The 22,935-nt window shown below is 67.6% G+C and carries 11 protein-coding genes, 1 rRNA gene and 2 pseudogenes; 4 read left to right on the top strand and 10 right to left on the bottom strand.

Translation table 11 applies throughout. From position 1 onward, the window contains the following. Positions 1-243: 243 nt before the first annotated feature. Positions 244-1,704 (top strand): glycoside hydrolase family 16 protein, encoded by a 1,461-nt coding sequence (locus tag IEY86_RS30845; RefSeq protein ID WP_373287112.1) that lies wholly within the window; start codon positions 244-246, stop codon positions 1,702-1,704. Positions 1,705-2,026: 322 nt separating this feature from the next. After that, positions 2,027-3,292: a DNA sulfur modification protein DndB gene (locus IEY86_RS30840; RefSeq protein WP_189135209.1), complete on the top strand. Its 1,266-nt coding sequence runs from the start codon at positions 2,027-2,029 to the stop codon at positions 3,290-3,292. Positions 3,293-3,362: 70 nt separating this feature from the next. On the opposite strand, the gene IEY86_RS30835 is transcribed toward IEY86_RS30840, so the two are convergent. From IEY86_RS30835 to IEY86_RS30810, 6 genes are all read right to left on the bottom strand, one after another. Continuing rightward, on the bottom strand, positions 3,363-4,634 hold the full coding sequence (locus IEY86_RS30835) for a TIGR02679 family protein (protein ID WP_229698899.1): 1,272 nt from the start codon (positions 4,632-4,634) through the stop codon (positions 3,363-3,365). Next, positions 4,631-8,869, bottom strand: a complete 4,239-nt coding sequence (locus tag IEY86_RS30830; RefSeq protein ID WP_189135208.1) for a TIGR02680 family protein — start codon at positions 8,867-8,869, stop codon at positions 4,631-4,633. The genes IEY86_RS30835 and IEY86_RS30830 overlap by 4 nt, the downstream gene beginning before the upstream one ends. Further along, positions 8,866-10,191 carry a TIGR02678 family protein gene (locus IEY86_RS30825; RefSeq protein WP_189135207.1) on the bottom strand — a complete coding sequence of 442 codons (1,326 nt, stop codon included), beginning with the start codon at positions 10,189-10,191 and terminating at the stop codon, positions 8,866-8,868. Before IEY86_RS30825 ends, IEY86_RS30830 begins: the two co-directional genes overlap by 4 nt. Beyond that, positions 10,188-11,810 carry a TIGR02677 family protein gene (locus tag IEY86_RS30820; RefSeq protein WP_189135206.1) on the bottom strand — a complete coding sequence of 541 codons (1,623 nt, stop codon included), beginning with the start codon at positions 11,808-11,810 and terminating at the stop codon, positions 10,188-10,190. Before IEY86_RS30820 ends, IEY86_RS30825 begins: the two co-directional genes overlap by 4 nt. An 817-nt stretch (positions 11,811-12,627) precedes the next feature. Then, a complete protein-coding gene (locus IEY86_RS30815) occupies positions 12,628-13,161 on the bottom strand; it encodes a hypothetical protein (protein WP_189135205.1) in 534 nt (177 codons plus the stop codon). Positions 13,162-14,583: 1,422 nt separating this feature from the next. After that, positions 14,584-16,623: an ATP-binding protein gene (locus IEY86_RS30810; protein WP_189135204.1), complete on the bottom strand. Its 2,040-nt coding sequence runs from the start codon at positions 16,621-16,623 to the stop codon at positions 14,584-14,586. Positions 16,624-16,995: 372 nt separating this feature from the next. Between IEY86_RS30810 and rrf the strand changes: the two genes are divergently transcribed. After that, positions 16,996-17,112: ribosomal RNA gene (gene rrf / locus IEY86_RS30805) — 5S ribosomal RNA — on the top strand. A gap of 43 nt (positions 17,113-17,155) precedes the next feature. On the opposite strand, the gene IEY86_RS30800 is transcribed toward rrf, so the two are convergent. The 3 genes and pseudogenes from IEY86_RS30800 to IEY86_RS30790 all read right to left on the bottom strand — a co-directional run. Continuing rightward, positions 17,156-18,148, bottom strand: a complete 993-nt coding sequence (locus IEY86_RS30800; protein ID WP_189135203.1) for a BsuBI/PstI family type II restriction endonuclease — start codon at positions 18,146-18,148, stop codon at positions 17,156-17,158. A gap of 144 nt (positions 18,149-18,292) precedes the next feature. Then, positions 18,293-19,852: an Eco57I restriction-modification methylase domain-containing protein gene (locus tag IEY86_RS30795; protein ID WP_189135202.1), complete on the bottom strand. Its 1,560-nt coding sequence runs from the start codon at positions 19,850-19,852 to the stop codon at positions 18,293-18,295. A gap of 599 nt (positions 19,853-20,451) precedes the next feature. After that, positions 20,452-21,028 (bottom strand): annotated as a pseudogene (locus tag IEY86_RS30790) (IS701 family transposase); the annotation flags it as partial. 63 nt (positions 21,029-21,091) lie between these two features. Here IEY86_RS30790 and IEY86_RS30785 point away from each other — a divergent pair. Then, positions 21,092-22,802 (top strand): annotated as a pseudogene (locus tag IEY86_RS30785) (ISAzo13 family transposase). Here the strand turns inward: IEY86_RS30785 and IEY86_RS30780 are convergent. Further along, a partial coding sequence (locus IEY86_RS30780) for a transposase family protein (RefSeq protein WP_229698907.1) occupies positions 22,765-22,935 on the bottom strand: 171 nt, incomplete at its 5' end. The pseudogene IEY86_RS30785 and the gene IEY86_RS30780 sit on opposite strands and share 38 nt — an antisense overlap.

Raw genomic sequence — 22,935 nt, 5'->3', positions numbered from 1 at the left:
GTCGACACTGTATTCGACCCCCAAAGTTGGAGGCAACGGGCCATATCTGTGCGGTAGTTGACCGATCTGCCATTGCGGATGCTCAAAAGCGTTCAAGAAGTTAACACGTTCAAAACATTGACGTCATTCGGGGGCGGGGCCTAAAAAGCCTGAGAGCGCTCTCAATCCTGCGCGAACCACCCTCCCGTCAGGAGGTGCTCCTCCGTGAGCACGAGAACCACAGACACCGCCCCACCTCCGCCCCTGCCCCGCCGACGCCGTGCACTACTGAGTGCGCTCATAGCCACGACCCTGGCCCTCGTCGGCGCGGCCGCTTCCCTCGTCGCCACTCCCCAGGCGCACGGCGCCGTCCCGTCCACCCCCGGCTGGAACCTGGAGTGGAGCGACGACTTCAACGGCGCCAGCGGCACACTGCCGTCGTCGGCCAACTGGCAGTTCGACCTGGGCCACTCCTACCCCGGCGGACCCGCCAACTGGGGCACCAACGAGGTCCAGAGCTTCACCGACTCCACGAACAACATCAGCCTCGACGGCTCGGGCAACCTGAAGATCACCCCGCTGCGTGACGGCTCCGGCAACTGGACCTCGTCCCGCATCGAGACCCGCCGGGCGGACTTCAAGGCACCGGCGGGCGGTACCCTGCGCATCGAGAGCCGCATTCAGATGCCGAATGTCACAGGAGCCGCCGCCAGCGGATACTGGCCGGCCTTCTGGGCGGTCGGGTCGCCCTACCGGGGCAACTACTGGAACTGGCCCAGCATCGGCGAGTACGACATCATGGAGAACGTCAACGGCTTGAACTCCGTGTTCGGCACCTTGCACTGCGGCGTGAACCCCGGCGGGCCGTGCAACGAGACGACAGGTCTCGGCAGCAGCCGTGCCTGTCCCAACTCCACATGCCAGTCCGCCTTCCACACCTACACATTCGAGTGGGACCGCAGCGTCACCCCCAACCAGCTGCGCTGGTACGTCGATGGAACGCAGTACCACAGCGTGAACCAGAGTCAGTTCGACGCCGCCACCTGGTCCAACATGACCGATCACGCGGGCTACTTCATTCTGCTCAATGTCTCCATCGGCGGCGCCTTCCCCGACGCGCTGGGCGGCTCCACCCCGACCGCCGCGACCGAACCCGGCCATCCGATGATCGTCGACTACGTCGGCGTCTGGAGCCGCGGCGGCTCCACCATCACATCCCCCTCGCCGTCGCCCTCCTCCACACCTCCGGCGTCCGGTTCGCCCACGCTCTACCTGCGTAGCGGAGGCGCCCTCGGCGACTCGACGGGATCCGCCGCCGACGTCACCGTGGCCTCGGCCGGCGGCGCCAACCACGACGGGACGCCGACCCAGCCGCAGACGTTCACCTCCTCCGGCATCACCCGCACCTACAACGGCGGCTCCACCCAGTTCGACCTCTCCGTGGACGCGGGGACCGCGGTCGGCAACGGCCAGCAGGTCCGCGTCTCGTACGACCTGACCGGCGACGGCAGCTGGGACCGCACGGAAACGTACAACTACTTCGCCACCGACCCGGTCACCGGCTACGAGCACTACACCCAAAGCCGGGGCCTGAAATCCAGCACGGGCAGCCTGGGCAACCTGGTCAACGGAAAGGTCCGGGTCGAAGTCTGGAACGCCATCGGCAACGGCCCCTCCACGGTCGGCGTAGGCAACCAGTCAGTGGTCGACATCCCCTTCAGCTGACCTCTCACGAGGACGGCCCGCCCAGCGGGCGGGCCGCCCCGCTCCCCCCGGAAGGTCGGCAACGCGTCAGGGCCTGATCCATTGGAATGGATCAGGCCCTGGCCTGTGTCGGGATGGCGGCCTTTTACCCCTCACGGGCTGCGCCACACGCAATCGGGCAGTCGCCGTCAAATTCGGTCGTGCACATCCACAACTTGAGGACAGCTATCGCCAACTTAAGGCGAAAGGTAAAAAGTTAACCGTATGGATTACCGACTGCACCCTACGGTTTGGTTGTTGCCGCGCCAGTCAAGTGCGTGGCTGATTCCATTGGGGGCTTCTCGTGAGCATCGCCGTCGACCCGCTGCGACTGTCCAAGCCGCAGGACTCCAGCACGTACCTCGCCATCAAGACCCCTCAGGGCGGCCGCACGGTCTACAGCGTGCGCGTCCCCCTCCTCGACCTGCCGACCATCCTCCCCGTCCCCGATCCGAACAACGTCGACAAGGACAACCGCAAGGTCGACCGGCTTCACGCCAAGCACTTCGGCGAGTACCTCGACACGAAGCAGGACTGGGTGGCCCCCGCTCTGCTGGCCCGGGACGGCGGCGGATGCACCTTCGAGAAGGTCGATGACCAGGGCGCCGTCGGCTACCTCACCGTTCCGTGGGCGATCGGCGGCATCTCCAGCCTGCGGACCATCGACGGCCAGCACCGCGTGCTGGGCGTCGCCATTGAGAAGCAGCGCATCACGGACGCCATCTCCGCGGTCGACCGCGAAATGGCTCGCAAGGTCAGCCCGGAGAAGGCCGAGAAACTCGAGGCCGAGCGCGAGAAGCTCATCGGCCAGATGAATCGCCTCAAGGCCGAGTACGTCGGCCTGGACATCTATGTCGAGCCGGACCCGATCAAGTCTCAGCAGATGTTCGTGGACGTCGCCGACAACGCCAAGGGCATCAGCAGCGCCGTCCGCGCCCGGTTCGACAGCTACAAGGTTGCCAACCGCACCCTGTCCGACGTCATCGACCACCCGCTGCTGAAGGGCCGAGTCGACGCCGAGCAGGACCGCATGACGCTCAAGAACCCCAATTTCATGGGTGCCAAGCACGTCGCCGACATCACCCGCGCCGTCATCGCCGGTGCCGGCGGCCGGATCAGCAAAAAGGCCGAGCAGACTCTCACCGACGGCGAGGTGATCGAGCAGGTCAAGGACTTCCTCGACGTCATCTCCAACGGCTTCACCGACCTCGCCTCCCTCACCGAGGACGACCCCGAGGCGGAGCGTCAGCCCGGGGAGCTCACCATGGCCCAGGAAGTACGCCGGGCATCGCTCCTCGGCTCGGTGGGTATGCTCCGTGTTCTCGGTGGAGTGTTCCGAGAACTGCGGGCGGGCGAGAACCCGGTAGAGCTCGACGACGTCACCGACTTCTTCAAGCGCCTCGACCCGCACATGGCCGCGCCGGTCTCCGAGACCAGCATTTGGCGTACCACCGCGGCCAACGTCGACTTCGAGCCGAACGCTTCGGCACCGATCATGCGGACGCAGAACATCGTCCACCTAGTGGGCGTTATCGCCAGCTGGTACAAGAAGGCCCCCGCCGCCCTGTAGGCGATGAACCGGAACGAAGAGCGCCGCTCCTGAAGGACGGCGCTCTGATGGCTCCCAGAGCCCGGCACGCCTACGTCTGGTGTGACAGGTCGTCGACCAGAAGTTCGAGGGTGGCCTCCTCATGGAGCGCGACGCCGAGGGCGGTCATGGCAGGGGCGAGATCCGGGTCCCAGTCCGCGCTGACCGGCTGGCCGTCGAGCGCCAGCTGAGGGATGCCCTCAGCCTGACTGCGAGCGACCAGGTGCTCGTAATCCGCGGTGCCCATGCGCCACGGCAAGGCGTCGTAGCGGCGGATGACCCGGTTGGCCAGAGCGACCCCCGGCCAGTCGAAGTCACCGTGGTACGCGAAGCGGCAGCCCGTGGCGGCGAGGGCGTCGAGAAGCGTGAGGACCACCGTGGCGGCGCTGCCGGACGTGCACACCAGGGGTTGGACGCAGGCCGCGTCCGCCGCGGCTTCCACCACGCGCGGGTTCTCGCAGATGTGGATCATTGTTCCGGCGGGAAGTCGCAGCCGCAGGCCATGCAGGTCGCGCGGTGTGAGGTGGGCTTCGGAGTGATGTTCAGCCCGCTCCCGCAGGGCACGCTCCCGCCAGCCCTCGCCGACGGGTCGCAGCCCGTAGGCCAGCACCGTGCTGGAGACCTCGTCCGGCGTGATGGACACCAACCGCCACAGAGCGCGTCGACCGGCCGCGTCGTCGGGGAACTCGGTGCCATGGGCGAGGGCGACACCGCGTTGGACGAGGCGTGCGAGCCATGTGCCGTCGTCCAGGCCGTGAGCGGAGCCGGTCACCACGGCGGCGAGTTCTCCTCGGCCGTGTGTGCCGCTGCGCTCGGAGCCGAGGAGAACGGTGAGGACTTGGACCGCCTGCTGGAGTGTCCATGACGCTGCTTCGGGCGTCACGCCTCTCGGAACGCCGGCACGGCGCAGCAGGTCGTACCACTGCCGGGGCCATTCCTGGCCGGCGAGGGGGGAGGCGTCCAACGATGAAGCGAGGGACGACCAGACCCGCTGCCGCCGCGCCGCAACGTCCGCGCGGGCGGCACGGCGGTCGGTGAGTGGCGGGCCGAGTTCCTCAAGGGTCTCCCTGAGGCCGAGTCCGGCGGCCGAGACGCGTAGCCGTGCGTCGAGCACGTCGAGCCGTACGGTCACTGCGGCACCTGTGAGGGGTTTGCCCAGGAGGAGAGACAGGTCGTTGCGTTCCTGGGCGTTCACCACGGTCAGCCGGAGCGAACCGGTGACCTGCACGCCGTTGCTCTCCAGACGTTTGCGTACCCCCTCCCAGAGCCGGGTGAGCCCAGGTCCCGTCAGCCAGTCGCGCGTTGCGGAGGGCAGCCCGCTCACACCGACACCAGACGCCGGTGCCGACCGTCCCAGGTGTAGTGCAGGGTGGCCACCCCGCGCACATGGGGATCACGCAGACACTCGTAGATGTGCAGAGACGGAACCTCGGGCCAGTTGCCCATGAGCCGCTCGCTGGTGAGGACGAAGTCGAGATCGAGGTCCACGAGGATGCGGCCCAGTCGGCCATGGGTGGGTTCGTCGACCTTGGCGAAGGCGTCGTCCAGGAGGATCAGCCGTGGCGCGTGTGGTGCCGACTCGGCGAGGCTGGTGAAGTGGGCGGCAGCCGCGGCGAAGAGCACGAGGTAGGAGAGCACCCGCTGCTCGCCCTGGCTGAGCCCGGTCCGGCCGGTGAGCTTCCGACGGCGGCCCGGGGCCGCGTCCTCGACCACGAAGGTGTGGAAACGGAACCAGTCGCGGTAGTCCAGCGCGGTCCGCAGATGGGCGGCGTAACCGGCTGACGGGTCGGCGCGTCGGGCGTCCTCGATCCGGCGTTGCAGTACCTCGCGGAGCTGCTCGGTCTGCTCGCGCGTCCTGAGGCTCGACGCACTGCGCAGCAGCTCGACGGCCGCGCGCACGTCCGCGTCCACGTCCTCGTCCAGCTTCCACAGCAGCTCGACACCAAGACCGTGGGATGTGCGTACGGTCCGCAGGGTGTCGTTGAGAGCTGCGACCAGGTTCGCCGCGGTGATGACCTGTGCCGAGAGGTGGTCGCCGAGCTCGCCGGTCAGGAACCGCTGGAACACCTCGCGCTCGCGCTCGGTGAGCCGTCCCCGGGCCTCCGCGGCCTGGACCGCGATCCGCTCGCCCACGGCCGCGACGTCATGGGATCCGTGGTCGTCGACCAGGCGGCACACCTTGATCCCGTCGCGTTCTTCCAGCTGCGCGTCGAACCCGCCGGCCAGTTGGTCGCGCAGCTCGGTGTGGCGGTTGAGCAGGGTACTGTCCGACACCTCGCCCTTCGGGCGGCCGAGGGCCTGCTCCACGGCGTCGGCGAGCGCCCGCAGTGCTCGCAGACGGCTGCGGACGTCCGCGCCGGGATCGTCCGATACGTACTCGGGCAGCGAGGACCGGTCCAGCCCGGCACCGCGCACCACCTCTTGTCGGCCGAGAGCACCGCGAAGAGCGCTGCCGGTGTCGATGACCGCCGTCTCCTGGTCCGCCAGGTTCCCCCGCAGGCGCTTCTCCTCCTCTTCCGCGCGCACGCGCAGGTCGTGGAATTCGTTGCGGGCTCGCTGCGCCGCGGGGAGGGCGTGGACGGCGTTCGCGATACGTTGCTTGGCCTCCTGCTCGCGGGTGAGGATCTCCTCTTCGGACGACCCGATGGCCTCCTCGCGGGTGCGCAGGTCCTGTTGCGCGGTACGCAGCGCGGCGAGGTGGAGTCCGTAGCCTTCCTCCGCGTCCACGCGGTCCTCTCGGGCACGTTCGTGCCGCTCGGCATCCGCCTGGTTCGCGCCGAGCCGCTCGCCCGTACCGCCGACGGCCCTGCGCAGATGCCCGATACCGCTGAGCAGAGCAGCCAGCGCCGTGCGTACGCGGTCCAGGGCGGCGGGGTCGCTGGGCAGGTCGTGGGCGGTCGAGGTGGCTTCCGCCTCGGCGCGCGCCGATACCGCGAGAACGCGGGCCTCCTCGGCCAGCCGTGCCGCTCGGGCCGCCTTGGTGGTCAGGTCACCCAGGGCCCTCTCGGCTGATTCGGTCCTGCTCCAGGCATCCGCGAGGTTCCGCGCCCGGGGGAAGTCCCGCTCCGCGAGAGTGAGAGCCCGACGCATGGCATCGGCCACGGCGAGCTCCTCGCGGACGTCGGCCAGTCGCTGTTCGGTCTGCGCGATCCGCTCCTCCAGCTCGGCGAGGATGCGCCGCCGGGTCTCGGCACGTACGGCGGCCCCCACGTACTCGGTGACACCTTTGTCGTGACGGCCGCTGAGGACGCCCAGACGCCAACTGCCGTCGTAGTACACCGCGTCGTGAGCGGAGGCCTCCTCTGCTGGCGCGAGCGCGAGCGCGGTCAGCAGACGCTCCACCCGCTCGGACGTGACGCCGCAACCCGGTTCAGGGGCCGGGCGCAGGGCCGAGGCAAGACTCGGCCCGTCCGACAGCACGGGACCGGGCCGGAGAAGAGTGTCCCGGGTGCCGGGATCGAAAAGGACGCCGTCCGCGCCCACCCACGCGTCCAGGATTCCGCTCGCCTCCAGGGCTCCTTCCAGACCGGCCCGGTCGGCCGGAGCCAGGTCGTCCGCGAAGTCCACCAGCCGGTAGAAGGGTGCTCCGCTGCCCGGCGTCCTCGCGGCGACACGATGGGGCGGGGCCGTCGGCTCAGGGTCGGTACGCCGCTCCCAGTCCCGCTTCTGCTCGGCCAGGCGGTCGAGTTCCTCGCCGAGCCGGCCGGAGCCGAGCGCCAGGGCGTCCCGGCGCGCGGTGAGTTCCTCGCCGTACGACTCCAGGGCGGCCTGAGCGGCCTGCCACGCCTGGCTGTCGATGTCGGGCGGCAGTGTGCGGTCCGCGAACGGTGCGTCGGTGGAGGTCTCGCGGCCGACGGCGGCGTGGACGGCGTCCAGTGGCGGGCAGCCCGGCCCCAGCGCGGTCCCCGTGTGCGCCGCCCACTCGGTGACACGGCGCGCATAGGCGCCGCTCTCCTCGGCGACCTTCTGGCGGCTGACGTCGAGACGGCCGGCGGCCTCTTCCGCCTCGCCCTCCAGCCGTTCCCGCTCGGCATCGGCCTGAGCCGCCCGGGCGCGGGCCTCGTCCGCCCGCGAGATGAGACGGGTCACCTCCTGAACCATCCGGGCCCGGTTCCTCGCGACCGCCTCGACATTCTCCAGTTGGTTCTGCCAGGACCGCAGCCCCTCGTGCGTGGTGGCCGTGTCCACGCGGACCACCGACCGGTGCCGTACGGTGCGCGTCTCCCCGTCCGGAGTGGTCAGCTTTGTCTCGGTGGCCTGGGCAAGAACCGTGCCCGGCAGGGCCACCGCCTCGCCGAGATGGCCGGTGGGAAGCCCGGCCTTCTCTGCCTGCGTCAGCAGTTCCCGGTGCTCGGTTCCCAGCTCGGCCAGCCGGCTCCCGAGGTGTTCGACACCTTCGGCCAGCCGCTCCGCCGCGCTCTCCTCCGCGTCGTGTGCGTTCCGCACAGTGGTAAAGGCGGCGACGGCCGCGGAGTGCAGCGCCTCCACCGTGCCGCGGCGTTCCGACAGTTCGCCCAGGCTGCGGTAGGCGTGACTGGCGTGCAGGGCGGCCAGGTCGGTCCGGGCGGCCTGTTCCCCGTCGCGGAGGGTCTCCAGTCGGCCCTCCGATTCCTCCTCTTGCGTCCTCAGGTCGCTCGTCCGCTGTGCGGCGTCTCCGGCAGCCCGGCGCCGCTGCTGGAGGACGCCCAGCTCGTGGCTCACTCTCTGGGCGGATGTGCGCAGGACTCCGGCCAGGTAGCCGCGGTAACTGGTGAGGAACGTGCGCAGTGCAGCGTTGGTGCGTTCCAGGCGGCCCAGTTCGTCCCGGACGGCGTCGAGGTCGTGGAGGTTGCGCGCCACCTTCTCGACCACGTCCTCGTCGAGCCCCGGCAGGGTCTCGCTGAGCAGGGAGGCCAGGCCCCCGTGCTCGATGCGGTCCCCGACCGTGGGGCGCCGCAACCGGTGGAGGAGCTGGGTCAGGTTGCGGTAACGCGTCGCGTCGGTGATGCCGAACAGTTCCCGGGCCACACGGGAGCGGTGCAGGACCGCACGCTCGGTCGCGTTGTCGGAGCCTACGATCTCCTTGAGCCGGTCGACCGGCAGCGGCTTCCCGGCCTCGACCAGCTGCAGGTCCTCGCCGATCCGCAGCGGGGTGACGAAGAACGTCGGCAGTGCCTTCTGCGTCGACTTCGAGGCACGGATGGCGGCACCGAGCGTCAGGTGGCGGTGACTGCCGTCGTCGGCCGTGCCCCGGAACTCCGCCCACAGGTAGCCGAGGCGGTTGGTCTGCTCGAACCCGTCCAGCATCAGCCAGGCGAGCGTGGTGCGGCCGGTGCCTGTGGCGTCCAGTGCCCGGGAGTCGCCGTCCAGAAGATACGGGAGCAGCATTTCCAGGGCCTTGGACTTGCCCGCGCCGTTCTTGCCGCGCAGCAGCAGCCGTCCGTGGCCGAAGGAGAACTCCTGTGCGTCGTACTGCCAGACGTTCTGGATGCCCGCCCGGTGCAGCCGGAAGCGGACGCTGGTAGTCGTCGCGGGGCCGGAACGCGGCAGCGGAACGAGGCCACGCGCGTCAGTGGTCATAGCGGCAGCTCCTCTTGAACGTCCGTGCCTTTGCCGGCCGCGGTGGCAGGGCGCACGGTGACGTGGGTGGCGTAGCGCGCCGCTGCGGCCAGCAGCACCCAGCCGTCGCCGCCGGGCCGTGCGCCATGGACATCGGTCACCGTGCGTCCTTCCGGTGCCTCTTCGACGTACCCCTCCGGCAGCCCTTCCCCCTCGGCACGCAGCCGCCCGGCGCGGGCCATCAGCTGCATGCGGACGAGCAGATCCAGCGCGGCCTCCCGCAGGGCGGGGAGGTCCTCCAGGTAGCCGCGCCGCCAGTTGCTGCGCTGCCCGTACTCGGCGATCAGCCCGGCCAGCAGCTCGTCCACCAGGCCGTCCGGCACAGCCACCCCGATGACGAGAGTCCCTCCAGCCGCTGGATGCCCTGGTTCCTGCGGCCGAAGCCGCTCCACGAGCCGCTCCGCCAGCAGCAGCGCGGCCTGTGCGACGGTCCCGGTGCCCGGCAGGTGCAGATCCGTCAGCTCCTCCTCCGGATCCACCAGCGCGACCCCCTCGGCACGGATCTCCATCTCCAGACCCAGGAGTTCGGAGAAAGCCTGGGCTTCCCGGCGCTGCCGGGTGCGCAGCCAGTCGCGCTCGGCATCGGTCAGCTCGTCGAGGTGGACGACGGGCGTCTCGACCAGCATCCGGCGCACATAGGTGCGAGGTCCACCGAACCCTGGGTCCGCTGCCCGCCGGACCAGGTCGGCGCCGTCCCGGGCCTGTGTGAGCGGGCCGGCGACGACCGCGCGTGCCAGCTCCCGATCCACCGTGATCAGGGCCTCTCCGCCCGCCTCCTGCGCAATCGCGGTCACATGGCCCTCGGTCTCGATGAGCATGCCCCAATCGACCAACTGACGCAGAGCCGTGACCAGGGTCCGCTTCCCGGCCACCCGGCCCGTCTCCTCCAGCTCGATCCCCGCGTCGGCCGCGGCTGCCCTGATGTCGGCGACCAGCTGAGACAGCAGCATCTGCTCGGGCGCGGTCACCAGCACGGACAGCGCCAGCGCGAGGCAGGCGTACGTGTGCGGGGTGAAGGGCGTGCCGGAGGAGCGCTCCAGCCGGTGACCCGAACCGGCCCCCAGCCCCGCCTTGAACAGCCGGGCGAAGGAGCTGTCGACCAGCAGGCGGTAGCCGAGCACCTGCTGGAACCGTTTGCCCAGCCAGTCGGCGTGCCTGCGGATCAGCGGGAAGAGATCGGCATGGGGGCCGTCCGACGCGACCAAGGGGTGGGCGAGCAGCAGCCGGGCGGCGGTACGGCGCTCGGCCGCCAGGGCCACGTCGTGAGTCGAGGGAAGGGTCATGACACGCTCGCCTCCGCTTCGCCGTCGACCGCGGCGGAGATACGACCGATGTCCAGCTCCAGGTCGTCCAGCAGCAGGTCGCCGTCGGCCGAGTACAGCACCGTCCGCGTGCCCGCCGTCCGGCGCACGGTGAGCCGGATGCCCAGTTCGGCGTCCTCGCTGCGCGCCGAGTCCAGGTCGAACCCCTCCGTCCCCTGCCCGTCCGTACCGGCGCGCCTCCTGAGCTGAGCGTTTCCGAGTGCCGTGGCCAGCAGCTCCAGGAGCAGCCCGAGCGCCGCCGACGTGAGTCGTACCTCGGCGAACCGGCCGGACGCGCTGCGCAGTTCGTCCGCCGCTTCTGCCCTGGCTACTGCCCGCTGACGGGCGGCCTCCCTCAGCCGCTGCTTCTGCGCGGAGTGGTCCTCCACCGCGGAGGCCCGGCCCCGCTGGGCGTGGCTGCCCCTTTCACGCAGGGCCACCGGTACCTCGACCCCCGGACCGGTCCACCAGCTTGTGTAGGCGGGCACCACCTCGTCGGTGGCCGGAGATATGCCCAGATGGCGGGCGCCGTACAGTCCGAAGGCGGCGACGGCGATGTCGTGTGCGTCCTGCGGCGCCGCTTCGTCGAACCAGCGGGCCAGCCGCAGCAGATCCTTGCGCCGGGACATCTCCCCGGTGGCCGACCGCAGCATCCGCTTGGCGTTGGCGAGCAGCGACTGCAACGCGCGCAGGGTGGCGTCCCGCAGCTGGTCGACCTGGCTGCCCTGGCCGTCGGTGTCGCTGAACCAGCCGCGCAGGCCCTCCCAGTCCGCGAGCTCGCGGCCCCGACTGCGCTGGACCCGGATCTCCATGCGGTTCTCGCCCTGCGGAGACAGCCCGACGAGGCCCTGGGCATGGGTGTCCAGTCGGTCCAGCAGGGCCGGGATGTGCGGCAACAGGGTGTCCAGTGCCCCCGAGATACGGGGCGCGCGGAACGCCACGTCCTCCGTGATCGCCTCGACGTAGTCCAGGAGCAGTTCCTTGAAGCCCTGGTACTCGGCGCTGTCCAGGTCGTAGCGGGACAGCACCTGGCCGAGGTAGGCGTAGAAGTCGCGTATGGAGTCCGCGAACTCGGTGAACTGCACGAACAGCGTGCTGACCCGCTCCAGCCCGTCCTGCGGCTCGATGCCGCCCGGCGCGGTCACGAGGTCGGCCAGCTCCCGCAGCCCGCGCTCGACCAGTGCCAGCAGTTCGTTGCTCACCTCGCGGGCAGCGTCGGCCTCGGCCAGGACCCCGTCGGCGTCCCGCTGGATGCGTTCTCCCAGTTTCGACAGCTGGTAGCGCGAGCGGGAACGCTGGTACTCGCTGATGCTGGACGCCTTCACCATATGGCTGCTGCGCAGCAGGTTTCCCCACTGCACCAGTTGCTCCAGCCGGACCGTGAGGGGGTCGGCGTCGAGCCCCGCGGCAGAGCCACCGGCCTGGCGCAGTTTCGCCATGATGTCCGGAACGGCAAGATCGGCCAGCAGTGTTCCGCAGAAGACCCGCATGATCGCGACGTGCTCCAGCCGCTCGGGCGCGCTCAGGTACGTGTACGCGTTCAGCCGTCGGCGCGCCTCCTCGTCGGCGTCCTGAGCTGCGCCGGATGCGGATGCCCCCATGCCCGTGAGGTTACGCGGCGCATCCGGTCGCCGCCGGTGTGTGGCCGAAAATGCCACGGACGTGTGCCAAGCAGCGGCTCGGTCTCCGTCAACAAGCCGGGCTGGCCCGCTTCCTCTGGCGACAGGCTCGACCAGGCGCTCTGTCTCGTGGTCTGTGAGCACCATCCGGGGGAGCCCAGAAAATGACAGGCCAGGCAGGCACGTCGGTCCCGAGGCCGGCCGCGCCCCGCTCGGCATTGGTTGCAGCAACGCCTCTCGCCGTGCCCGTGGGAGTGGGACAACCCCAGAAGCAGGAGACCGGGCCTGTAGCGCGGTTCCGTGGCAGCGGCGTGTGTGGCAATGGAGTGCGCCAGGCCCGCCCTGAATGGGCCCTTCGACTTCTGTGCCGAGTGGCTTCTAGGAAAATGGGGTTCGTTCAGGCCCGTATCGATGGGGGCATGGGGGCGGAAGGAGGTGCGGGGCGTCGTAAGAACCCAAACCCGCTGCGGCTCATTCCCGCGCCACGCTGCGCCAGCTGTCCCACTGGCGCCGAGCCTCCGGGCCCAAGGGCGCGATACTCGTGCCCGAGATCTCCAGTGAGAGGCCGATCCTCTACTCGTTCCGTGACGTCGTCGTTCCGTGACGTTGTCGCGATCGACCCGACCCGGCAGAAGTGCCTCCAGATCACGGACCCGGCCGTCACCCCGCCGAAGCACTGGCCCAGGTGCGATTCGGCCGCTGAGTCCTGACACCTCGATCCACGAAGGCTCCCAAGCCGGTAACCCATCGCAAGCGATGCCGGGCAATGACCCGGCGTCGCCCGCTGCGCTTCATCTCATCAGGACTCGCTGCCGAGCCTGTCCTGGATATCGGCAATACGACGTTGGGTTGCCGCCGCATTCTTCTGCTGACGGGCCAGCTTCGCCTCGGCAGCTGCCAGTTCCCGGGCGAGCCGTCCTCGATCGGCTGCCGCACGCTCACGAATGGTCCCGCCATCGCGATACGCGGGCCCTACCCGCTCACGGCTCACCACCCCGCGACGCTCCCCGCATTCTGGGCAGTCGACGACGCGGGTGGAAACGTAGGTGCCCTCGCGATGCTGAATGTGGGGCACCACGTGGTCGCAACGGAGAATGAGGTTCCAGGTATCGAGGTCCTTCTTGCGTTCCTCCGGTGAGGGCCAGGAAGCGAACAGCCTGGCGAGGCCCTCGATCTGCTTCGGCCCCATCGGCGGCAGTGGACAGCAGAAACAGCAATGTGTCACCCGAGAACCACTGACGCTCCACCGAGCATCCCGGCAGTCGGCGTGCCGCTCGCGGAACTTTCGGTCGGCTTCCTCGTACTCGCGCTTCTCCGGCTCGGACAACTTCATGGGGGCGGCCAGTTCCCCAGCTCGTCCGTCATGGGCTGACCGCAACCCCGGCATGGCTCACCGGCCACGTACTCCGACCAGCTGAGGTGCGTACCTTCCCGCTTCCACCGCTCATCCCGCTCACGGCGCCGCTGGTCATCTGCTTCGGCATCGAGGGCCGAGCGTAGAGCACGTTTGGCGGCTCGTCGTCGCTTCTGCTCCTCCGTGAGCTTGGCCATGGGCTTCGCCTCCGCTGCACCAGTGTTCTCGTGCACTACCGCAGACTCCATGTTGGCGTGGCCACCCCTTGTGCCGTCTACCCGTGCGCCGGATGACGTCCCCTGACCTGACTTGGATCGCAAGCGGTCTGCAGGTGACTGTTGTCGCCTGGTGCAGGCTTTCGGAGACTGCTGATTTGATACCCCGTCAGTAAGCCCGTCTCGGGCCGTCAGCAAGACTGACCCTCCGCCGAGGTCTCATCCTCGCCGGTCACTCTGAGCAGGCCGAGGAAGAAGTCCCCCTTCGCCCACCCGCTGTACTTCAGGCTGTACCCCTCGGGGGCACACTGCCGGGCTGCGTCGAACGCCCTGCGCTAGCGGGCTCGCTCCTCGTCGTTGGGGTTCGGGATCCGGAGGAACCGCCCAGCCTGCTGTTACCTCCGCGATCAAAGCCGCTCCGACTTCCGCCGACGACGGCCGTGAGGGCTTCGCGGTGCGCTGGGGCGCCGTCGTTGACGAGGCTGCGGCTCGCTTCTGAGCTGGAGGGGGTGTTCGCGTCTTGCTCGGCACCTGCCGATCGCTGCTTGCGCGGAGCTGGTTCCGGCCGGTCCGGGTGATGGCCGTGCTCAGTTAGAAGCGTCCTGCGTCAGTGATCTCCGCCTGCCACTTCCCATTCTGCTTGGGCATGGTGATCAGGCGCCGTTCCTTGAGCGCGCGGGCGGTGAGAGCGAGCTCGGGACTGTCCGACGTGACGGGGTCGGTTCCGCCCCGATGCGAGTGAGGAGCGGCGGGCTGCCGGCCATTAACGGAGACCATCGGTGCATGTCTATCGTCGTACCGCCTGTGGTCTCCTCGGCACAAGCCGTGGGGTGACTCTTGCGGGGCGCCCGCGGCGCACGGCGTGCTCGAAGACGGAACGCCACTCGCTGGGAGCCGCCGGGGAGCCGCTCCCCGAAGCCAGCTGCCAAAACAGGCCCGCAAAGGAGGTCAGACCCGGTGCTGATCTCTCAGTACCGGTCCTGACCTGGTGTTTCTCTGAAGGGGTGGCGGGATTTGAACCCACGACCTCTTCGTCCCGAACGAGGTTCGGTCAAGATCGCCACCGGGTGGTTTGCTGTTTTGCCTGGTCAGGGCGCCGGGGTGGGGCGGTCTCGGGTGGTCTCGAAGGGGCTTGGGGAGCGGGTTGGCTCCCAGACGGCTCCCAGTAACGACGTCGTGCAGCCGCCTACTCGACGGCGGAGTGCAACGGCAGACGGATGTGGAAGGAGGCCCCTCCGAGCTCACCATACGCATCTGCCGAAACGCAGCCCTCCCCAGTGTCTGCCAACGGTCCGTACATGTCGGCCACTGCGTCTCGGACCACCGTCAGTCCGAGGCCGACGCCCTTGGACCTTCCGCCGGTAACACCCGGGCGCCACATATCCACGATGTCGACATCAACGATGCCGGGGCCTGAGTCCGAGAAGTCGACCACCGCGTGGCCACCATCTACCCGAATCCGAACTAGTATCGCCCGCTCCCCCAAGAGGTCACCTGCTCCTGCCAGCGCACTCAGGGCGTTGGCGGCGAGGTTAAAAATCGCCGCTTCCAGGTCAGCAGCTGCGCCCGCGACGTGGATCGGCTCATCCCGGAGCTCCTCATGGAGAGTGATGCGCCGCCGCTCCAGCAGAGGCCGCATCACACTCAAGGCACTCCCGACCACCTCGTTCAGTTCCAGGATCCGAACCTGGAAGGCCCTCGTCTGGGCGGCCCGACTAGCGATCCCTGCAAGCTCGACTGCCCCGAGACCACTCTCGCCCTCGGCGGCCACATCATGCGCGAAGGCGACAGCAAGGATCCCGGCCGTGGCAAGCGACCGATAGAGAAGACGCTCCTGCGGCACCATGGGCAACCGGGCCTCGTGACGCTGGGCGGGCACACTGGGTACCAGAGTCAGCAGTTCCGGCTGCGCCACGAACTCACCAGCCTCCCCACCCCTTGAGGGATCCTTGGAAGCCGTACTGGGCTTAACGGCAGGGATGAATGCAGCACGTTGAGTTGGTGCAGGCTTCCCAAGCCGCTCCTCGTCTCGGATCCGCTTCCGCTCCCTTGCCGCCCAGTCTGTGGCGCTTCGTGCGAACTCCCGAAGTTCTATGAACGCGGCGTTTTCCTGGAACCCCATCCGGTCGGTCTTGGGGATGAGCGAGCCCTCCGGGTCCTCGACCGACACTCGCCCGATGCTGGTGTTGGTTGAAGGCCGCAGCTCCGGGCTACGAGCCCGGAGGAGGTTGAGGTCTAGCCAATCGAAGCCCTGGTCTCCGTAGGGATGCACGCGCAGCCCCCGATGGAACAGGTGCACACCGCCTACGACGCGTAGCCAAGGCCGTAGATCAGCGAACTTGCGCTTCGACCCTCGCAGTTCGAACGAGCGCTTGTTCAACAGGAACATCCACAGCTCGAAGGAGGCAGCTGGCGCCTGGTACTGAAGCGGGGGCTGCAAGCGGCCGCTGCGGTCGCCCGGTGCCACATCGATGTGGTCTCCGCGTGTGATCACCTGGCCCTTCCAGTCGTAGAGGACTGTGCTCGCATAGCCCTGTTCATCGAGATGGGCCTCGAGTTTGTACTCGTACTCGTCGAAGAAGCTGCGGTTCACCGCGTCGGATACCTGCTCGAACTGCGGGGCGACCAGCGTCGCTGTGAAACCGGTATCCTCGTCGTTGAAGAAGCCTGTAAGTAGCCGCATGGCCCGTGCAAGACGCTCCATCTGCTCCTTGTCGAAGCCCTGCCGCAAGCGGTGTACGGCCAGCGAGGTGCCGGGAGCCTTTGAGGTAGCCCGGCTAACGATCGAGAGCTCAACTTCCTCAACGGAGCGAACCGAGTCGTAGTCAGACCAGTCGATGACAAGCGTGTGCTCCATGCCGGGTTCGCTTCGCGGGCGGGACACCAGCTCTACCCGGCGTCCCAGACGAAGCGCTGCCAGTCGGCCGAGGCCCTTTTCTCCAATCCGGCGTCGGTTGGACCGGCTGTCCGGTGTTCCTGGTTTCGACGACCGCCCGATGAGGAGGAAACCCTCTCGGATCTCCTCAGCTGTCATGCCATCACCGTCATCCTCGACGACAAGGGTGCCGCCAGGCTGCGTGGCGTTGTGGAGCTGGACGGTGCTCTTCGTCGCGTCCGCGTCGTACGCGTTGCGGACCAGCTCGATCACCCCGAGGTCTGGATGGGGGATCAGCTCCTCACCCAGGCGGATCAGGATCTCCGGTGCAAAGCGCAGATGAGTGCTCAAGCGTCCTCCTTCGGGTTAGATCCGCCCGATTCACAAGATCTATTGGAGGCACGTCAGCGTAGCCATCAGCACAGACGGTCACGGGCCAGTGGCCGGATAACTCCCCTGGCGCGCGGCACACTTGGCTGGTTCTCATCCATCACTACGCAAAGGCCCCGTCGGCCCACCTGAGCATCGTTGACTGCGGGATCCATCCGATGTCCGCCCCATGCGGTCATGTGGGTAGCCGGTTGCCCTCTGCTGCCGTCCCGCCCACTCTTCGGCAGCTGTGCATGGTGGGCGGGTCCAGCTGGGCGTGTCCATTCAGTCGGCACCCGCCCTGTATACACACCTCACGAAAGCGCTCCTACGCAAGGGGTCGCTCACCGAACTTTCGGTGACCATAGCGGTGGGGAAACGCCCGGCAACATTCCGAACCCGGAAGCTAAGCCTGCCAGCGCCGATGGTACTGCGAGGGGGACCTCGTGGGAGAGTAGGTTGTCGCCGGTCTCTGATTGAGGGCCGCTCCGCCTCGCGGGGCGGCCCTCGTCGCTTATTCGTGAGTGTCGTCGTAGGGGCCGAGGAAGCGCTCGCCGTTGAAGTGCACCATGTGCGTCTCTTCCTCCGCGACCCAGACTTCCGTTTCCCACGCGATGTCGGCTGCGAACTGGCGGAACTTCCTCTTCGTCTGAAAGGCAGTGACGAAGACCAGTCCCGGGCGCGCTCCCTCGAAGAGTTTCTTGAGCTGTGCGACCCGCAAACCGTTGACTGGCCCGGTCGAGGTGACTGCCTCTACAAGCACCAGCCAGTCCCTCTCCGTGTAGTGAATGACCACGTCAGGCATCTTGCCGTGAGCATCCACGACCACGCCGAGCTCGGCGAGGTACTCGAGCTCGTTGACGATCCACTTGGAGCCCGTGTCGCCCAAGTAGACGACCGTGCCTCCCGGGGTGAACTGGGATGCGAAGCGTTCGACGACAGTCCCGATGAGTTCGCTGTGCTCGCCAGGGCTGAGCTCGACCTCCCTCCCGTCGGGAAGCCTGACGGGGACTCGATGAATCGACCTCTCGGCAGCCCAGAGCTCGGTCAGCTTCTCCCATTCGGCGTGGAATTCGTCAAGCGATTCCTGCCATGTCGAAGTTCCGTAGGTCATTAGCGCCCTTATAGCCAGCTGGCTCGGGTGGTATCGGTTGTTCTTATCGTTTGTGGCCCGTCCAGGGGCGTCAGAATTCTTGACGAGGATGCCGGCATCGATGAGCTGGTGGACAGATTCCTTGCGCACGGACTCGCGACTGTTAGGGGCGTACCTGCTCGGGTCCTTCGTCCCTTTTGGTATATCGGGGTAGTAGGCGGCCATCCAATCCATGCACTCGGTGATGCCGAGTGTGTTGGAGCTCACCTCCGCCCATTCTTGATCCGGGCGAAGGTCGAACATTGCAAGCAGGACAAGCGCGGTCCGGGTGTTCTGCTGCTTCGGGGGCATCCCTATAGCGGCGAGAATATCCTTCGCCTCTTCGAGCTTCTTTTCTTGCTGTGCCTTTGTCACTCGCTGGCCCTCCCCAGCCACATCGATGCAGTGAGCGCGGCTCAGGCTACAGGGCATCGAGGGGGCGCGCTGCCAGTGGATGAGGGGCGCCAAGTTTCCGCCACGCCAACCTTAATAGCCACTCTGCGGCTGCGGTCGCGGACACTACGCTCCGCCGGACGAGACGGCCTCCTCCACCTCTAGATGACGTTCGACGAGGTCGTCGAGCTTCTCCTGGTCGGGCCACCCATCCTCTATCCACTCGCCACCGATGGCTCGCAGCTGCGCCTCGCTCGGGTAGCGGAGGTTCCGTAGGTCGGTCGCGTTCACCTGTGTGTGGCCGCTGAACCGACGAATGAGCCGGTCTAGCAGGGTGGAGTTGAGCCAGAAACACAGACCGCGTGCGACGTCCTTGGGGAGTCCGGCCCCTGACCTGTGGAACACGTTTACGTGATTCTCGAATCCAATCCGAGGGTCGGTTGTCACTTCTGGATCGAATACGGTAGCGACCACGCGGCGCTTCTCCTCCTTGGAGGAGAGGCGCTTCACCACAACGTAATACCCGGATGGGAAAGTCATCTTATGGTTGTCTGGGGTGAGCATGATCGCATTGTTTTTTTTGGCGCCGGGTACAGGCCAATGGATTCCGCCGTTACGCATGTGAAGCGGATAGATTAGGGGAACCGCGCCCTCTTCTGGGTCGGCTCGCAGGTGTTCCTTGGAGCGGAAGTCTACAACGCGCCCCGTCGAAACCTGGCAGTCGATTTGTGTGAGGGTGGCGGGAAGGTTGGCATGGGTAGCCGCGAGCTGTGCGTCTTCCTCATCTGCGCTGATGTGGATGAAGTGCTCGCCGTCTTCTGGATTCACCATCTCGCCGTACTCCACCGAGCGGCTGCGGATTGCATCGCCGTAGCTGTGGCTTGAGGAAACGATGATGGGGCCTCGGTCGGACGTGTCGGTGCGCGTTGCCGAGAAGATCACGTTCTCCTGGAGTACGTCCGTATCGGCAAATACCTTGTTTCGCGATTCAAACAGGTGTACGCGATCAATATGCATGCGGTCCAGAAGATACTTGCGGAACGGTCGGAAGTAAGGGCCGTTCGCGAAGCTCCGGGGCGTGATGGCGACGAGCTGGCCGCTTGGGGCGAGGAGGTGGATCCCCAGTGCCATGAATGCCGAATAGAGGTTCGAGGTCTCTGTGCAGGCCGCAGCGACTGCCCTGCGCTCACGTGAGTTGGCGGCCAGCTTCTTGTAGGGGGGGTTCATGACTACGAGGTCGAACGGACCCCGATCCTCACCGAACAGTCCTGCATCCTCGGTCGCCCAGGTGATGAAGTCGTCCTTCACCAGGGTGGTCTCAACTCTTCCGCCGGCTGCTCGGGCCGTGCTCGCGCAGTCCTCCAACGTTGCAGAGAGGGTCTTGAGAAGCTGTGGATCGTTCTCGCATGCGGTCACGTTGATCTGGGCTTGTGGGTGTTCGCGGAGGATGCGCGCTACGACCGAGGCGGTCAGAGACCCCGTCCCAGCACCGGGGTCGAGGAGCCGAATCGGGGCTGCGCCGTCCAGCCGCGCCAGCGAGGCAATGAAGTCCGCAGCGGGGGCAGGCGTGAAGTACTGACCGCGCTTCGCACGCTCCTTGGGATCAAGAGCCGAAGATGACTCCTGCCTCCTCGCTTCCGTGCGGGTTACAAGATCCGTTTCCGCTGCTGCTACCTCTGCTGCCATGGGCACAGCGTAGCCAGATCGCGCTGGATCCGATGAGCCTGTGGAAAACCCTTCGTGTGATCGCCCCTACCGGATTCACGGCTGCTTGCCGAGGGCTGCAAAGTGGAGTGCGAAGCTGTCGGTCAGACTTGCGAACACGGCCTTTACTTTGGTCGGGGTAGCGAGGGGCGGGAAGCCAATAACCCCGGATTCGGTGTCTGCCCCATTCCCTGGGTGAGGAGAAAGGGGCGCGGCCCGCCGCCGTTGTCTGACTACAGCTCGCGTCAGGAATCGCCCGATGAGCATCGGGGCCGCTTGCGCGCTGCTGGCGCCGGGCTCCCGGGGGTGGCGCCGGGATGAGAGTGGACACCTCTACCCAGACGGACTTTCCGCCGGATGTGTGGCAGTAGAGCCCAACGGTTGGCTCTGGCCCGGATCAGGAGGAGTCCGAGGCCCCGGTCGCTGGCGTCGTCGGTGCTCAGTGTGGCGGTGCCTAGAAGGCTGATGAAGAATCTTGGGTTCTGGCCCTGCCGCGTGAGCGGCAGGGCCAGACTCGTTGTGTGGCGATGGGTGAGTGGGTCGGCGAGATGGTCGGGCCGGACGTGTGGGAGACGTGCCGGGATCTGATCAGCGACGGCGGTTCCGCCCGGTGCGTAGGCGAGATAGTAGGCGATCTCGTCCGGGCGGGCCAGGCTGCGGCGGGCCAGGACCCACCGCTCGCGGGTGGGCTGGTCGCCGTCGAAGTCGTCGATGGCCGGCAATCGGGCGGCCGCCCAGTCGTAGACGCGCGGGCCCTTGGCCCCCTCGCCGCAGGTGTGGCGCTCCCATGCCTCCTCGGGGGCCCTGGGTGATGGCGAAATCGATGCGGCCCAGACCGTGGACGTGCTGGGATTTCGGCACGGCCAGGACGTAGCCGACGTCGGCTTCCTCCAGCATGCGGCGGAAGCGCCATTCCTGGGCGTAGGCGGAATCCGCGGTGACCCAGGCGTTCGGCGGCGGCGAGCTCAGCGCCCGCACCACCATGGCCTTGGCCAGTTCGCCCTTGGTGGCGAATCCCCGCTCGTCGGGGATCTTCGCTGCCCGGCAGCGGCCTGAGTCGGATGTCCAGGACTTCGGCAGATACAGCTCCCGGTCCACCAGGGCCCGGCCCTTGGACGAGGCGTAGGCGGCGAAGACGCCTATCTGGCGGTTCTCGGTGCTGCGGGGGGGCCTGTACGTCAATGAGTGCTCGGTAGGCGGGTGTTGGTGGGGGCCTGGGATATGACCACGTGTCTGCCAGGCTATCTCTCCACCGATGCGCTGCGGGCCGAGTTCGATCAGATACTGCCGCACTTGGACGAGCGCCGCCGTCGGCTGTACCTGGCCAGCGAGGCCACCGCCATCGGCCACGGCGGGATCACTCGAGTCGCCGCCGCCTCCGGCACCAGTACCGCAACTATCGCGCGCGGTATCGCCGAGTTGGCCGGTTGCTCCGTGCCGACCCTACGGATCCGGGCTCCAGGCGCCGGCCGCAAGCGGCCGACAGACACCGACTCCGGTCTGCTGTCCACGCTGGAGTCGCTGATCGAGCCGCACACCCGAGGCGACTCCGTCTCCCCCTTGCGGCTGGACCACCTTGTCGCTGCGAGCCCCGGCCACGACCCTCACCGCACAGGGCCATTCGGTCAGCGCTTCAACCGTCGGACACCTGCTGCACACCCTGGGCTACAGCCTGCAGGGAACCGCGAAGACGACGGAGGGCATCAGGCATCCGGACCGCGATGCCCAGTTCTCCCACCTCAAGGCCACCGCCACCGCCTTCCTCAACGACGCTCCGCCGGTGATCAGCGTCGACACCAAGGCCAAGGAATGGCTCGGGAACCGTGACCGGTCCGGTCGCACCTGGCGGCCGGGCAAAGACGCGATCAAGGTGGACTGCCACACGTTCACCACCAACGACCAGCCGATGGCGATCCCCTACGGGATCTACGACATCGCCAACACCGGATGGGTCAACGTCGGAACCGACCACGACACCGCCGAGTTCGCGGTGGAGTCCATCCGTCGCTGGTGGCAGCACCGCGGGCGGGCAGACCACCCGAATGCCACCCGGCTCCTGATTACCGCCGAGGCCGGCGGCTCCAACGACCCCCGCCGCTGGACATGGAAGAACAACCTGGCCGCCTTCGCACGGGAAAGCGGGTTGGAGATATCGGTCTGCCACCTACCGCCCGGAACTTCGAAGTGGAACAAGATCGAGCATCGGATGTTCTGCCACATCACTGCAAACTGGCGGTGGCGGCCGCTGACCAGCTACCAGGTCGTCATCGAGACCATCGCCGCCACAACCACCAGAACCGGGCTGCCCATCGGGGCCGAACTGGACACAGGCAGCTACGACCTGGGGATCAGCGTCACTCCCGCCGAGTTCCACGCCCTGCCGATCACACCAAACGCCTTCCACGGCGACTGGAACTACACACTGGTTCCCATCCCGCCTCGAACGCCACAGGCGCCGGCAAGCGCTCGCCGGATCGACCCGAACCTGACCATGATGCTCACCGATCCGGCCCTGACCGGCATGTCACGGACCGACTTCGAGCATTTGGTAGCGGTCCCGGGAACCCTACTGGGACGCCATGGCCGAGGCGGCATTCCAGCGACGCTTTCACCGCCCGCGAAGCTACCTCCACCCGCAAACCAGCAGCGTGGACCACCTCCACCGGCTCCTGGCAGCCATCTTGCGCCGCCGCAGAGCGGTGACCACTACCTTCCTGGCCCAGTTGCCGGGCGTCACTCGCACCAACTCGTCCAACCAATGCCAGGACGGAAACACGCTCCTGGACCTGCACCAGGCCGTCGTCCCGCCCTTACCCGGATCGGCAGCCCGCATGTTGGAACAGCTACACACCCGGGCGACTCCCACCGAACCCCGTCGCTGACAGTGAGCGTTTTCAGCGCTGCCGCTCCAGGGCGAGGATGGCTGCGGTGATTGACGACATTCGATTCGGACTGCGTCGTGCCCTGCGGAGGATCCGCCATGACTTCAGACGTGCGACGCCGCGCTCGACCGGTGCCCGCGCTGCGGACAGTGCGCGGTTGACGGTTTGCTGGGTTGGCGTGAG

It is taken from the genome of Wenjunlia tyrosinilytica (assembly GCF_014646055.1).
Taxonomy (GTDB): Bacteria; Actinomycetota; Actinomycetes; order Streptomycetales; family Streptomycetaceae; genus Wenjunlia; species Wenjunlia tyrosinilytica.
The sequence above is the reverse complement of the archived record's forward strand: the minus strand, read 5'-3'. Positions and strand labels throughout refer to the sequence as shown.

Excerpts from the sequence above, each read along its gene's own strand:
- IEY86_RS30820 (WP_189135206.1), bottom strand. The coding sequence starts at position 11,810 with ATGGGGGCATCCGCATCCGGCGCAGCTCAGGACGCCGACGAGGAGGCG.
- IEY86_RS30795 (WP_189135202.1), bottom strand. The coding sequence starts at position 19,852 with ATGGCAGCAGAGGTAGCAGCAGCGGAAACGGATCTTGTAACCCGCACG.
- IEY86_RS30815 (WP_189135205.1), bottom strand. The coding sequence starts at position 13,161 with ATGAAGTTGTCCGAGCCGGAGAAGCGCGAGTACGAGGAAGCCGACCGA.
- IEY86_RS30830 (WP_189135208.1), bottom strand. The coding sequence starts at position 8,869 with ATGACCACTGACGCGCGTGGCCTCGTTCCGCTGCCGCGTTCCGGCCCC.
- IEY86_RS30825 (WP_189135207.1), bottom strand. The coding sequence starts at position 10,191 with ATGACCCTTCCCTCGACTCACGACGTGGCCCTGGCGGCCGAGCGCCGT.